This window comes from Saccharothrix xinjiangensis (genome assembly GCF_039527585.1).
In the GTDB taxonomy this organism is placed as follows: Bacteria; Actinomycetota; Actinomycetes; order Mycobacteriales; family Pseudonocardiaceae; genus Actinosynnema; species Actinosynnema xinjiangensis.
In genome coordinates this window covers 175,399-189,062 of record NZ_BAAAKE010000014.1, presented here as the reverse complement: position 1 = coordinate 189,062, position 13,664 = coordinate 175,399, and the positions used below count along the sequence as shown (strand labels likewise).

Sequence of the window (13,664 nt, the reverse complement as noted above, 5' to 3'; positions counted from 1 at the left end):
GGATCGGCTCCTCATCGCCGGGCGTACCGTGAGGTACGGGACTTCAGGGTGCTGTAGAGGGAGGCCGCGACGCCCTCGGGCGGGTTGAGCGACCGGTAGCCGACGCGGATGCGGTGCCACACCTCGCCGTCGTCGCGGGGCTGTCCGGCCAGGTAGCTGTCGATGGCGTCGACCGCCCAGGCGGAGTGCCCGGTGGAGACGTTGTCGATGGTGTTGTGCAGGTCGACGAACTGGGTGCTGAACCCGTGGTGCAGCAGGCCGACCCGGGCGTCCCGGTAGCTGCCGCCGACCCCGGACAGCTCCATCGCGAGGTTCAGGCCCAGGATCTCGGGCTGGAACGTGCGCGGGAACCGGGAGACGCACAGCCAGTACACCGGCAGCTCGAACGACTCGTCGTGGAACCCGGGGTGGGCGCTGAACCCCGGCGAGTCGGTCGGCGGCAGGTCGATGCCCATCTGGCGGAGCAGGTCGCGGTAGATCTTCGGGTGGTTCAGCTCCCACACGCCGTTGCCCAGCTCGTCCCAGTAGGTCTGGAACAGGAACTGGCCGGTGGGCGAGGAGGCGAGCTGGTGGTCGGTGAAGCCCTGGAGCCAGCCGCCGTCGATCATGATCAGCGGTGCGAGCTGGAGGGTCGAGTCGACCAGGTCCTCGCGGGTGGGCAGCCGGGGTTCTCCCGCGTCGTGCTCGGCGGCGTGCCGGTCGTGCTCGGCGGCGAGCCAGCCGCGCAACCCGGTCTCCGGGTCCCAGCGCGGCGGCAGCGCCCGCCGGGCCCGGTCGAGGCCGTAGGCGGAGCGGGCCAGCCAGCGGGTCGCGTAGTCGTGCGCGTACCGGCGCAGGCCGGGGGAGTCGTCGCGGCTGAGCAGCGCGCGGTACGCCTCGCGGGCCGAGGGCTTGCCGAAGTCGTCGGCCCCGGTCGCCGGGTGGGCGGGCGCGGGCGGGTGGTCCGGGCGGTGCCACGACCCCTGCGCGCGGTGCAGCCGTTCGTGCCCGGCGGCGTCCGGGGCCGACCCGTCCGGCGACAGGCTGGAGATCCACCGCCGCAGCACCGCGACCTCGTCGTCGGTGAAGATGCGGAACATCCGGCCCTTCTCGCCGATGAGGCCGCGCAGCAGCGGGCTGCGGTCGGGCCTGCCCGGCCGGACCAGGGTGCTGCGGGCCAGCGCGTCCAGGAACGCGCCCGGCCCGGCGTCGACGTCGGCGAACCACTCCGCGAGCGGTTTGCCCTCCAGCGGGAAGTCGGCGTGGTAGACGGCCGCCTGCCTGGCCCTGGCCCAGATCAGCCGCCACATGTCGTAGTCGGGGTGGGTCGCCAGCTCGGTCTCCCGCAGCAGCGCGGCGCACCAGGTCCGCAGCTCCTCGCCGGCCCACCGGAAGCCGTGCCGCAGGCGGTCGCCCTCGCCGCTGTCCAGCACCGCCTCGGCGGCGGACAGGGACAGCTCCAGCGCCGTGCGGGGGTCGTCGCGCCGCCGCGCGCCGAGGTCCAAGGTCTCCGCGGGCACGCCCAAGTCCGCCGGGTCGAGCCCGGCGAGCGGGGGCAGCAGGCCGACCGCCCGCAGGTGCAGGTCCGCGCCGACCAGCTCGGGCAGGAACAGCTCCGGCAGGCGGCTCATGGCCAGCAGCAGGCCGGGGAACCGGAAGCTGGAGCTCTCCACCTGGTCGCTGCCCGCGAGCCGCACGCCGGGCGCCTCGTCGAGCAGCCGGTGCGCGCGCAGGACCGCCCGGTAGTCGCTGCCCCGGTCGGCGTGCGGGTAGCCGACGCCGACGTCCTGGGCGTAGAGCGACAGGACGCGCAGCACCAGTTCGGTCTCCGCGTTGCCGGCGCTGGACAGCCACTGGAGCCACGCGCCCGCCGACAGCGCCAGCGGCGCGCAGTTGTTCAGCACGCGGTCGCGCGCCGAACCCCCGTTCGCGCCGGCGAGGACCTCCCGGAACCGGCGGCCCTCCTCGGCCGCCCACTCCCGGGCCCGGTCCACCAGGACCGCGAGGTCCGGGACGTCCCCGTCGTGCTCCCCGACCGCCGCGAGCGCCGCCCGGAGGCGGGGCAGCTCGTCGGCGCGGGGTGACGGGCACTCGGGGTCGAGCGCCCGCAGGTACGTGGTGCGGTGCTCCGCGTCCGACACGGCTGCCCCCCAGGTCCGGACCGGTTAGAACATCGGGTAGATCGAGTTGTCGTTGCGGCGCTTGCGCTTGCGCCGCCGGAAGAACTGCGCGATCCTGCGGAACATCAGCCGACCTCCTCCAGCTCGCTGTCGAGTCGTTCGCGGTCGAGCCCGAGCGCGTCCCGCATCGCCTCCGCGACCACCCGGTTGCCCTCGTCGTTGAGGTGGACCAGGTCGACGAAGAACCAGTCGTCGCCGGACAGCGCCGGGTTGGCGTCGAAGAAGGACACCGACCGCTCGGCGCACGTGGCCGCCAGCCGGTCCCGGTACCGCTCGTACACCTGCCGGTCGAGGATCGGCCGGAACAGGTTCCACACCGCCGCCCGCTCCCGGTCGGCGTCGTCGATCAGGGCCCGCTCCTCCGGCGTGCGCCGCTTGCCGGTCCACAGCGCGGTGGGCTGGAGCACGAAGTGCACCCGGGCGCCGGTCGGCGCGGCCAGTTCGAGCAGGCGGTCCAGGTCGCGGGTGCACTGGGCCACCGCGGTGTCGATCCGCTCCTCGGTCGAGGGCGCGCGCGGCCCCTCGTCCTCCTTCGCGGCGGCGCCGCCCGACAGGCCGATGCGCTTGGCCAGCCGGCCCAGCGCCCACTTCGGCTGCCGCAGCTGGTTGCCCGCCTCGGGCACGCCGAGCTGGGTGAAGAACTCGCCGGAGAAGAAGAACTGGCCGTAGTCGGCGTTGGCGTCGGGCAGGCCCGCGACCACGAGGTCGTTCAGGCCGGAGAACACGATGATGTCGCGCACCTGAGGCAGCTGGTGCCGGTGCAGCATGAACAGCACCAGCTCCTGGGTGGAGTTGTAGGCGGGCGCGCCGAGGTTGAACCACGTCGCGGCGCCCTCGCCCCGGGACAGCGCCGAGGTGATGGTGCGCTCGTCGGAGGTCGCGCCGAAGCCGAAGGCGGGCGAACCGCCGAGCAGCACGCTCACCTCGCCGTCGGGGTGGTTCTCCAGCAGCGAGCACGGCCCGTCGGGGCCCGACCCGAGCCGGAACCCGCCCGCGTCGGTGTTGAGCACCGGCGAGCGGTAGTCGGTGCGGTTGAAGAACACGAGGTAGGGCAGCCAGCGCACGTCGCCGCCCGCGAAGTCCTCGTACTGCTTCATCTGCGGCGCGAGATCAGCCTGTCCCACCGCGTCCCCCTTCGACGGTGTCGGTGGCCGCGCGACCGCGTCCCACCGCAGTCCGGCCGCCTGGAGACTAACCGCGGTCCGCAGGGGCCGCGTCCGGTTCGTCCGCAGTTCGCTACGGTGCCCGCGTTACCGCGAACGGGCGCGCGGCCGGCGGCGTTCGGACGGGCTCCCCTCGCGCGTGACCTGGTGCGAACCGCCGCCAAGGCGAGCGTTCCTCGGCCCGGCCGGGTGGGCGCGGGCGTCCCGCCGGGACCGTCGGGGCTTCGGGATGCCGCAGCGGATCCGTAGTGGACGCTCGCGGAGTTCACCCGTTGATCTTCGAAGCGCGGTAATGGGCCAGCACGTCCTCGCGCAGCAGGAAGCCCAGGCCCGCCGAGTCCAGCCGCAGGCCGAACTGCGCCTCGGTCAGCCCCAGCGCCGCGGCGGTGCTCGGCAGGTGCCAGTCGTGGTCGCCCAGCCCGCTCAGCAGGTGGCCCCGGCGCGCCTGGGTCTCCGACAGCCGGAACGTCTTGAGGTAGGCGGTGCGGCCCCGGTGGTCGGTGATCAGCTCGCCGATGTGGTTCTCCTGCCGCGGCCGGAACGCGGGCAGGAAGCGGGACAGCTCGTAGTTGCCGAGGCGGTGGACGCGGCGCACCGAGTACGAGGCGTCGAGCAGGCCGGCCGCCATGGTGCCGTCGTGGAACCGGCTCCACTCCGCGCGCTGCCGCCCGGCGGCGGCGCGGAGGTCGGCCAGGGACCGCACGTACGCGCCGTCCAGGCGCGCGCGGAACTCCGGCACCGGGGCGCCGTAGGTGGCGTACTGGTAGACGATTTCGCCGTACATGTCCTGCACGAGGGTGGCGTGCAGGGCGCGGTAGTCGTCCGGGTGCGGCACGACGAACGCCGCGGCGAGCGCGTCGGCGAGGTGCACCACCACGCCGCACTGGCCGGGGTGGATCTCGAAGAGCTTCAGCGCGTCCGCCAGGTCCCGCACCTCGGCGCCCCCGTACGCCTGCTCCTCGCGCGGCGACAGGCCGTTGCGGACGGCGCGCTGCGACCACTCGTCCCAGACCACGGTCGGGCCGCCGAAGTGCAGCGCGAGGTACCCCTCCAGGGCCAGGTGCAGCGGCAGGAAGCGGAGCTCGTCGCGCTCGGTCCGCCGGGCCATCCGCCGGTGGGCGCGCACCGGCACGCGGGGCGGCGCGCCGTGCCCGCCGGCGGGACCGAGGGAGGTGCCGTAGGCGGCGGACGGGAAGTCGTCACCGGACCACGTGGCCACGAACCCGTGGGGGATGTACGACCAGTACTCGGTCCGCCGGTCCACGGCCACGACCCCGAGGCCGTCGCCGTACAGCTCGGCGTGCAGCCGCAGGTCGGTGATCGGCTCGTCGCGGACCAGCGGCACGAGCCGCACACCGCCCCACACCTGGGAGGGCGCGGCGGTCAGGCCGGTCAGGTCGAGGCGCGCGCTCATCGCCCCTCCAGGAACCGGGCGACGCGGTCGGCGAGGTGCGCGCGCACCTCGCCCAGGCCCGTGGTGCCCTCGGCGAGCCGGGCGAAGCCGACCAGGGCCGGCACGTCCTCGGCCCGGCGCACGCCGACGGTGGGCACCTCGGGGGTGAGGCGGAGGGCGGTGAAGGTGTCCGCGTCGTACACCGGGTTCAGGTGCACCGCGCTCACCCGCCGGTCCGGGTCCAGCCGGGTCCGCCACACGCGCAGCACCTCGGCGGCGAGGCCGGGCGGCGCGTTGTCCCACCCGTCGGACACGATGACGAGGCGCTCCGGCTCGTGCCCCAGCGCGTCGAGCACCCGGTCGCCCAGCGGGGTCACGCCGTGCGGGTGGGCCAGCAGGGCGTCCGCGCGCCCGGACGTCCACAGCGCGACGTACTCGCCGGCCAGCGCCTCCAGCAGGTGGTGGCAGGCGAGCGCCACGACCAGCGGGCGGCGGCGCTTCTGCGCCGAGCCCGAGGTGGAGAAGCTGTCGTCCAGCACCGCGACGACGCGCCCCCACCGGCCGGCGTCCGGCCCGCAGGCCCGGCGGGCGGCCGCGCGCAGGGCGGAGGTCAGCTCGCCGCGCCGCGCCACGCGCTCGGGCACCGGCAGCGACAGCGCGTAACCGGCCAGCCGGGTCAGCGGCATGGTCGCCAGGTCCGCGGCCACCGCACCGACCCCGTCGCGCCCGGCCGCGGTCTGCAACCGCAGCCGCTCCAGCTGCGTCAGCCGCGGCGCGATCCGCTCCAGGAACTTCGCGCGGTCGATGCCGTGCCGGGCCGCGAAGCCCTCGGCGACGGTGTAGGGCAGTTCGTACAGGGCGGCCTTCTCGTAGTGCGCCCGCCGCCAGGTCCGCAGCAGCGGCGTCGCGTAGTGGGCGCGGCGGGCCGGCGCGAACAGGAACGACCCCAGCTCGTCGCCCGCGGGCGCCAGGTGGGCGTGGCGCAGCGCCACCTTCACCCCGGCGCGGTACTTGACCGCGTCGAACACCGGGTCGGGCCGCGCGGCGATCCAGTCGCGGATCAGGGCGCGCGTGCGCCGGTTGTTCACCCGGGCCCGGCGCAGGTCGCGGAACAGCCGGTAGACGCGCTGCGGCGGCATGGCGCGCAGCCGCGCGGCGATCAGCCGCCCCTCCACGCGCCGCTGCTCGGCCGGGGCGTCGCCGGGGGTGGTCAGCAGGCGGAGCGCGATCAGCGCCGCGTTGTGGTCGTTGACGTCGAGCGCGAGCGCGGCGGCGTAGAGGTCCCGGTAGTTGACCGCCATGTACTCGTGCAGGAACTCCAGCGACAGGCGCTGCTCGGCCGCGCCCCGCCGGAACTCGCGCTGCCCGGTGGCGGTGATCGCCGCGTTGACGAACAGCAGCATGTCCTCGGCGGCGAGGCGGTCCATCGGGCACCCGTTCCTGGTCGTGGGCGCCGGGCGGGGAATGGTGGTGCGAACTGCGAATCATCGCTACCAAGGCGGGTTCCGGAAGTCGCACCGGAGTCCCGCGCCCGGCGTGCGCAGAGCCTAACAAGGCGCCTCGGGCGGGCGAACGCGTTTTACGCCCCGGCCGCCTGGCGCGCGTCGCGCGGGCGGATCGAGGCGACCGCGGCCACGCCGAGGGCCAGCGCCGGGAACACGAAGTACGGCGTGAGGAACGAGGCCAGGAACACGCCCCAGAGCAGCATCAGCAGCGCCGCCGCGGAGCTGGTCGCGACGACCGCCTTGCCGTACCCGCCCGCGATCAGGGCCAGGAGCGCCAGCAGCACGGGCGGCGCCAGCAGGGAGGGGACCACCGGGCTGTCGGCGAGCGCGTCGGGCAGCGCGGCGACCGCGATGCCGACGGCGCCCGCGAGGACGAGCCACCGCAGCGCCTGCCCGACGGGCGAGCCGGGGGTCGAGCGGCCGCGCAGGTGGGCGAACGCCCCCGCGGCGACGAACAACGCGACGCAGATCCCCGCCACAACGCCGATCGACATCACGGCACCTCCTCCGCCAACCATCCCAGCGGCGGTGCTCCCCGGCAAGCGACCACCGTCCGCGCGGCGGGACAACCTCGTCGGCGCCCGCGCGTCTTCAAGGGTGACGGCTCTCGACCGGGAAGGACGAGCCCATGCGCACCGCAACCCGACTCGCCACGATCATCACCGGCCTGACCGCTGTCGTGACCCTGAGCGCCTGCGGGACGCTCCAGGAGGCCTCGGACACGGCCGCGGCGGTGGCCGACACCGCCAACACGGTCCAGCTCTGCACGGACGCGCTGTCCCAGGCGGCCGTCAACGTCGACATCGCCGCGCCGCAGGAGGCGCTCGACCGGGCGCACGAGGCCGGGTCGGCGCTGGCCGACCTGGCGAACGACGCCGCCAACACGACCTTGAGCGAGGCCATCGGCGCGCTGGCGGCCACGATGACCGCCGTGACGCTGAACGACCTGGTCAGCGGCCCCGCCCAGTGGTTGGAGACCAGGGCCGCGCAGGTGGCGAACCTCACCACCGCCTGCACCTGATCCCCGACCGGCGGCCCGGGGCGCCTCCCCGTTCCGGGCGGCCCCGCCGCGCGGTCCACATCGGACGGCGCGGCCCGCCCGCGGGCGGCCGGGCGTGCGGGGGCCGCCGGTGGGGTAGTGGTCGATCGTCTCAACCGCGACCCGGGGAGGGTGTTGTGGCCGGGAAGAGCTCGCACGACGGGAAGAGCCCCGTCAAGTCGGTCATCGTGCTCGGCTTGCTCGTCTGCGTGCTGTTCGGCGTCGCCCTCGCGTTCGCGTGGGAGCTGCGGAACCTGTGGGTGATGCTCATCGCGGGCGCCGTGATCGCCGTGGTGGCGGGTGTGGTGGCGCGGCGGCTGTGGGAGCCGGGCGCCTTCCGGGCGCTGGACCGGGAGCAGCGCCGGGCCGTGCGGCGGGCGGTGCGGCGAGGTGAGGCGGTGGACGACCCCCGCCTGGCCCGACCGCTGGTGGAGGTCGCGAGAGCCGTGTTGGGCGCGCCGTACTCGCCGGGGCTGTACCGGGTCCTCTACGGGCTGCCCGGTGCGCTCGGCCTGCTCGTCATCGTGTTGAGCGTGCCGGACGACGGCTGGTCCTCCGTCGCGTTCCAGTTGCCGCTGGTCCTGCTCTCGCTGGTGATGCTCTTCGTCCTGCCGCCCGTCGTGCGGCGGCGGCGGGTGCGGGCCGCTCGGGCGGCCGAGCTGACCCTGGCCAGGTTCCCGGGTCTCGACTGACGCCCGGTTCCCGGTCACGCCCCGGAGCCGGCTCGGCACGGACCGGTACTACCTGCGCTTTTAAGTCAGTCGCTTGACTCAAACTGTGGGCGTTCGCTTAGCTGGGCCGCCGGGAGGGATCGACACCCGGTCCCGGCACCGCGCACCCGCAGAGAGGCACGCATGTCCACCCCCAGCACCCGGTCCGGCGACCGCCACGACCCCGGCTTCGACCTGGACGCCCTCCGCGCCAGGTACCGCGCGGAGCGGGACCGCCGCCTCCGACCGGACGGCAACGCGCAGTACCGGTCCACCGAGGGCAGCTTCGGCTACTACGCCGACGACCCCTACGTCGACGGCCCGCTCACCAGGGAACCCCTCCAGGACCGGGTGGAGGTGGCGGTCGTCGGCGGCGGGTTCGGCGGCCTGCTCGCCGCCGCGCGCCTGCGCCAAGCGGGCGTCGAGGGCATCCGGGTGATCGACGACGGCGGCGACTTCGGCGGCACCTGGTACTGGAACCGCTACCCGGGCATCCACTGCGACATCGAGTCCTACGTCTACCTGCCGCTGCTGGAGGAGCTGGGCTACGTCCCCGAGTGGAAGTACGCCCCGGGCGAGGAGATCCGGCAGCACGCGCGGGCCGTCGGGCGGCACTTCGACCTCTACCGCGACGCCTGCTTCCGCACCCGCGTCACCGAGCTGAGCTGGGACGAGGCCGCGGCCGAGTGGGTCGTCTCCACCGACCGAGGCGACCGGATGAGGGCGCGCTACGCCGTGGTGTCCAGCGGCACGCTCAGCAAGCCGAAGCTCCCGGGCATCCCCGGCGTCGAGACCTTCCGCGGCCACACGTTCCACACCAGCCGCTGGGACTACGGCTACACCGGCGGCGACGCGAACGGCGGCCTTGCCAAGCTCGCCGACAAGCGGGTGGCGCTCATCGGCACCGGCGCGACCGCCGTCCAGGTCGTGCCGCACCTGGGCCGCGACGCGGAGCACCTGTACGTGTTCCAGCGCACCCCGTCCTCGGTCGACGTGCGCGGCAACCGGCGCACCGACCCGGCCTGGGCCGGGTCGCTGACCGCCGGTTGGCAGCGCCGCCGCCGGGACAACTTCCTCTCGGTCGTCACCGGCGAACCGGTCGAGGAGGACCTCGTGTCCGACGGCTGGACCGGCAGCGCCCGGCTGCTGCGCAAGCTCATCCCGACCAACGCGCCCAGCGACCTCACGCCCGAGGAGCGCGAGCGGCTCGACGAGCTCGTCGACTTCCGGAAGATGGACGAGCTGCGGGCCCGCGTGGACGCCGTCGTGGCCGACCGGGCCACGGCCGAGGCCCTCAAGCCCTGGTACCGCTACATGTGCAAGCGCCCGACGTTCAGCGACGAGTACCTGGAGACGTTCAACCGGCCCAACGTCACCCTGGTCGACACCGCGGACCACGGCGGCGTCACCCGCGTCACCGAGCACGCCGTGGTGGTCGGCGACCGCGAGCACGAGGTCGACTGCGTCATCTTCGCGACCGGGTTCGAGGTCGGCGTGTCGGGCGTGCTGTCCGGCCGCCTGCCGGTGCACGGCCGCGGCGGCGTCCCGCTGCTGGCGCACTGGCGCGACGGCCCGCGGACCCTGCACGGGTTCTACAGCCACGGCTTCCCGAACCTGTTCCACCTCGGGCCCCTCCAGAACGCCAGTTCGGTCAACTTCGTGCACGTGCTCGACGAGCAGGCCACGCACGTCGCCGCGGTGGTCGCGCGGGCCCGCGCGACCGGGGCCCGGCACGTGGAGCCGAGCGCGGAGGCCGAGCAGGCCTGGGTCGACGCGATCCGGGAGAAGGCGGCCGACCAGTACCGGTTCCAGGCCGAGTGCACCCCCGGCTACTACAACAACGAGGGCAGGCCGCGCGAGCGCGGCGAGTCGTTCGGCGACGGTCCCGTGGCGTTCCACGGGTTGCTGCGCGACTGGCGCACGGGCGGCATGGACGACGTCCTGGTCGGCGACCGGTGAGCGGGCGCGGCGGGTGGGGCGTCACGAGGCTGATCGGGCCGAGCCCCCTGCGCGGGTCGAACGGGGTCGCGTTCGGCCCGGACGGGCGGCTGCACGTGGCGGAGTTCCTCGCGGGGCGGATCAGCGCGGTGGACCTGGCCACCGGCGAGGTCGAGGTGGTCGTGCCCGAGGGCGGGCCGGTGCGGTCGCCGGACGACCTGGCGTTCGGGGCGGACGGCTCGATGTACGTCACCGACCTGGTCCCCGGCCTGGTGTGGCGGCGCGACCCGCGCGGCGAGTTCACGCGGGTGTCCGGGGAGGTGGCGGCGCCCAACGGCATCGCGTGCGTCGGCGACCGGTTGTTCGTCAACGAGATGAAGGTCGACGGCCGCCTGCTGGAGCTGTTCCCGGGCGGCGGCGAACCCCGGGTGCTCGCCGGCGGGCTGGCCATGGGCAACGCGATGCAGCTCGGCCCGGACGGCTGCCTGTACTACCCGCACATGCTGACCGGCCGCGTGTTCCGGGTGCCGCTGGACGGCGGGGAGCCCGAGCCGGTCGCGGAGGAGGTGCACGAGCCGGTCGCGGTGCGCTTCGACCGGGCCGGTGTCCTGGTCGTCCTGTCGCGCGGCGCGCAGGGCGTCGTGACGCGGGTCGACCTGTTCGGCGCCGGCGCGCGCACGGTCGTCGCCACCGGTGTGGCGGGGCTGGACAACGCGGCGTTCGACGACGAGAACCGCATGTTCGTCTCCAGCTTCGCCTGCGGCGGGATCCTGGAGGCGCACCCCGACGGCCGGACGCGGGAGGTCGTGCCCCGGGGCCTCGTCGGGCCCTACGGGGTGGCGGCCGACCCGTCCGGGACGGTGCGCGTGGCCGACCACTACAGCGCGGTCACCCCCGGCGCGGACGGCGTCGTGGCGCGCGACCTGCTGATCTTCGTCCACGGCATCGCGGCCGAGGGCGGGCTCCTGCACACGACCTCGCAGTACGGCCAGGTGCGCACCTACGACCCCGCGACCGGGACCGTGCGCGTGCGGGCGAGCGGGTTGGACCGGCCCACGGGCATCGCGGTGCGCGGTGACGGCGCGCTGGTGGTCGCCGAGACGGGCGCGGGGCGGGTCCTGGTCGTCGACCGGGAGGACGTCGTCACCGTGCTCGCGGACGGGCTGGAGCACCCCGTGGACGTCGCCCTGGACGACCGGGGGCGCTGCTACGCGAGCGACGACCGGCGTGGCGCGGTGCTGCGCCTGGACGACGGCGAGGCGGTGCCCGTCGCCGAGGGGCTCGCCGCGCCGCAGGGCCTGGTGGTGCGCGGCGACGAGCTGGTCACCGTGGAGACCGGGCGGCGCAGGCTGCTGGCGATCGACCCGGCGACGGGGGAGACCCGGGTCGAGGTCGAGGACCTCGCGGTCGGCCCGCCGCCGGGCGTGGTCCGCGCCGACCCCGCGCTGTTCTGCCACGGGATGCCCGGTTCGCCGCGCCGGTTCGCCGGGCTCGCGGTGGACCCGGGCGGCGCCCTGCTCCTGTCGGCCGACGGCGAGGGCAGCGTGCTGCGCCTGTCCGAGGACCGCCCCGCGCCGGCCGATGCCGTCTGAAGTGGACTTCCCGGCCTCCGGGGGTTCGTGACCGCACCCGCGCCGCCGCGAACCGGGGACCCCTGATGTGCGGCTTCGCGGGTGTGTCGCACCAACGGGCGAAACGCTTGTGCCGCAACGCACTCACCACGGTGGCCCAACCGGTAACGCGGGTGCGCGGCAACCCGACCGAGAGGTGCAGGACGACATCACGAACTCTGCTTGGGGAGAACATGACTCATCCTCGAAGATTCGCGGTCGCGGTGCTCGGCGCCCTCGCCGCCGCCACCCTCGCCGCCTCGCCCGCGTCGGCCGACCCGCCGACGCCGACGCAGCTCACCGCGTCGGTCGACGCGACGGAGGTCGACGCGGGCCAGTCGGTCACCCTCTCGGGTCGGCTGACCAAGGACTCGGCGAGCGGCCCGGTCGGGGTGCCGGGCGGCTACATCGGCATCCGCGCGTGCGCCGACACCGCGTGCACGCAGGTGTGGGGCGGCGCCTCGACCACCTCCGGTCCGGGCGGGTACTTCCTGGCGCAGTTCGCCCCGCCCCGCTCGGCCTACCTCTACCTGTACTTCTCCCCGTCCTGGCCGGGGCAGGGCGACCTGGCGGGCACGAGCACGCTGACGCCGCGGGTCGGCGTGCTCCAGCTGACCAGCCACAGCACCATCAGCGCCACCCGGGAACCGGACGGCCGGGTGAAGTTCTACGGCTCGATCGGCTTCCCCAGCCGCGTGCTGCCGCCGACGGCGCCGGTGCTCCGCGTCGAGTACTCGCCCGACGCCGCCACCTGGACGACGGTCGCCACGGTGACCTCCCAGTACTTCCACAACGCCCACTACGTCTACACGGCGTACGTGGCGGAGCCGAACGCCGGCTATTGGCGCGGCGTCTTCGACGGCCAGCCGGCCGCCGCCAAGGCGTCGGCGACCGGCGCCGCATACGTGAGCTGACCCCTTGGCGGGCGGCGGGGCCCCGACGGGTCGCGCCGCCCGTCGGCGTTGCGCAGGGACAACGGTCTCGATACCTTCAGTGTTGCCTGAAATAAATGCTTCCGGGTGGACGGGTGGGCAACCCGACAGCGGGCACAGGCCCACAACGAGCACAGGTCGACACCTGACACAGACCGACAGCGGGCACGGGCCGACAGCGGGCACGGGCGAGCCGATACCCGGCGGAACCCGAACCGGCTACTCGCCGCGCAGGGCCCGCGCCCGCCGCTTGCCCTCGTGCATCGCCTGGACGCGCGCGACCGGGATGGCGCGCCCCTCGGCCACCAGGTCGTCGGGCAGCCGCTGCGGCGCGGGCATCCGCCCGTGCCACGGGTCGCCCCCGCCGAGCAGGCCGGGCGCGGTGCGGAGGGTGAAGTCGGCCGGGGTCACGGAGTCGAGGTCGTCCCACGACACCGGGAACGACACGGTCGCGCCGGTGCGGATGCGGGGGCTGTAGGCGGCGGCCACGGTGGCGCCGTGGGCGCGGGTGGAGTCGAGGAACACGCGCCCGCCGCGATCGTCCTTGATGAACGCGGTGGTCGCGATGCCGGGGTCCAGTCGTTCGGCGCGCGCGGCCAGGGCGCGGGTGGCGGCGGCCACGTCGTCGTCGGTGCCGTCGACGGGCACGAAGACGTGCACGCCCTTGGAACCGCTGGTCTTGACCAGGCCGGTCAGCCCCTCGTCGGTCAGGGCCCGGTGGACGAGCCGGGCGGCGGCGACCACGGCGTCGAAGCCGGCGCCCTCGGGCGGGTCGAGGTCGAGCACGAGGTGGGTGGGGCGGTCGAGGGCGTCGGCGCGGCCGAGGGTGACGTGGTACTCGACGGCGCGCTGGTTGGCGAACCACAGGAGGGTGCGGCGGTCGTCGCAGAGGGCGTAGCGGATCTCGCGCCGGGAGGTCTCGGCCCAGAGCGTGGTGGCGCGGACCCAGGGCGGCGTGTGCTTGGGGAGGTTCTTCTGCGTGAAGGGTTCCTGGCCGGGGCGCACGCGCACCACGGACAGCGGTCGGCCGGCGAGGGCGGGGATGATCTTGTCGTGGATCGCGTCGAGGTAGTCGACGAGGTCGCCCTTGGTGGCCTCGGCGCCGTCGAACAGCGGTTGGTCGAGGTTGGTCAGCGCGACGCCGTCGCGTTCGTCACCCATTCCCCAACCCTGGTCGTTCGGGTCGGGGTGGGCAAGCCGGGTGGGGGCGCGCAC

11 protein-coding genes are annotated in these 13,664 nt (G+C 74.7%); 5 read left to right on the top strand and 6 right to left on the bottom strand.

From position 1 onward, the window contains the following. Nucleotides 1–11: 11 nt before the first annotated feature. The 5 genes from ABD223_RS26045 to ABD223_RS26025 all read right to left on the bottom strand — a co-directional run bounded on the left by ABD223_RS26045 (nt 12) and on the right by ABD223_RS26025 (nt 6,714). Nucleotides 12–2,120 carry an iron-containing redox enzyme family protein gene (locus ABD223_RS26045; RefSeq protein WP_344039133.1) on the bottom strand — a complete coding sequence of 703 codons (2,109 nt, stop codon included), beginning with the start codon at nt 2,118–2,120 and terminating at the stop codon, nt 12–14. 104 nt (nt 2,121–2,224) lie between these two features. Then, nucleotides 2,225–3,283, bottom strand: coding sequence for an SGNH/GDSL hydrolase family protein (locus ABD223_RS26040; RefSeq protein ID WP_344039132.1), 1,059 nt, complete (start codon nt 3,281–3,283; stop codon nt 2,225–2,227). 304 nt (nt 3,284–3,587) lie between these two features. Continuing rightward, the gene (locus ABD223_RS26035; RefSeq protein WP_344039131.1) at nt 3,588–4,736 is read right to left on the bottom strand and encodes an ARPP-2 domain-containing protein; all 1,149 of its coding nucleotides are present in this window, start codon (nt 4,734–4,736) and stop codon (nt 3,588–3,590) included. Next, entirely contained in the window at nt 4,733–6,142 is a 1,410-nt protein-coding gene (locus ABD223_RS26030) for a hypothetical protein (protein ID WP_344039130.1), read from the bottom strand. Before ABD223_RS26030 ends, ABD223_RS26035 begins: the two co-directional genes overlap by 4 nt. A gap of 152 nt (nt 6,143–6,294) precedes the next feature. Beyond that, complete coding sequence (locus ABD223_RS26025; RefSeq protein WP_344039129.1) at nt 6,295–6,714, bottom strand: hypothetical protein; 420 nt, start codon at nt 6,712–6,714, stop codon at nt 6,295–6,297. A 134-nt stretch (nt 6,715–6,848) separates the two neighbouring features. Between ABD223_RS26025 and ABD223_RS26020 the strand changes: the two genes are divergently transcribed. The 5 genes from ABD223_RS26020 to ABD223_RS26000 all read left to right on the top strand — a co-directional run bounded on the left by ABD223_RS26020 (nt 6,849) and on the right by ABD223_RS26000 (nt 12,431). Beyond that, nucleotides 6,849–7,241 carry a bacteriophage spanin2 family protein gene (locus ABD223_RS26020; protein ID WP_344039127.1) on the top strand — a complete coding sequence of 131 codons (393 nt, stop codon included), beginning with the start codon at nt 6,849–6,851 and terminating at the stop codon, nt 7,239–7,241. Nucleotides 7,242–7,396: 155 nt separating this feature from the next. Beyond that, the gene (locus tag ABD223_RS26015; protein ID WP_344039126.1) at nt 7,397–7,951 is read left to right on the top strand and encodes a hypothetical protein; all 555 of its coding nucleotides are present in this window, start codon (nt 7,397–7,399) and stop codon (nt 7,949–7,951) included. A gap of 162 nt (nt 7,952–8,113) precedes the next feature. Beyond that, complete coding sequence (locus ABD223_RS26010; protein ID WP_344039123.1) at nt 8,114–9,928, top strand: flavin-containing monooxygenase; 1,815 nt, start codon at nt 8,114–8,116, stop codon at nt 9,926–9,928. Beyond that, complete coding sequence (locus tag ABD223_RS26005) at nt 9,925–11,499, top strand: hypothetical protein (RefSeq protein WP_344039122.1); 1,575 nt, start codon at nt 9,925–9,927, stop codon at nt 11,497–11,499. The genes ABD223_RS26010 and ABD223_RS26005 overlap by 4 nt, the downstream gene beginning before the upstream one ends. A 212-nt stretch (nt 11,500–11,711) precedes the next feature. Next, the gene (locus ABD223_RS26000; RefSeq protein ID WP_344039121.1) at nt 11,712–12,431 is read left to right on the top strand and encodes a hypothetical protein; all 720 of its coding nucleotides are present in this window, start codon (nt 11,712–11,714) and stop codon (nt 12,429–12,431) included. Nucleotides 12,432–12,668: 237 nt separating this feature from the next. Here the strand turns inward: ABD223_RS26000 and ABD223_RS25995 are convergent, their stop codons facing one another. Beyond that, entirely contained in the window at nt 12,669–13,610 is a 942-nt protein-coding gene (locus ABD223_RS25995) for a DNA polymerase domain-containing protein (RefSeq protein WP_344039120.1), read from the bottom strand. Between the last annotated feature and the right edge of the window lie 54 nt (nt 13,611–13,664).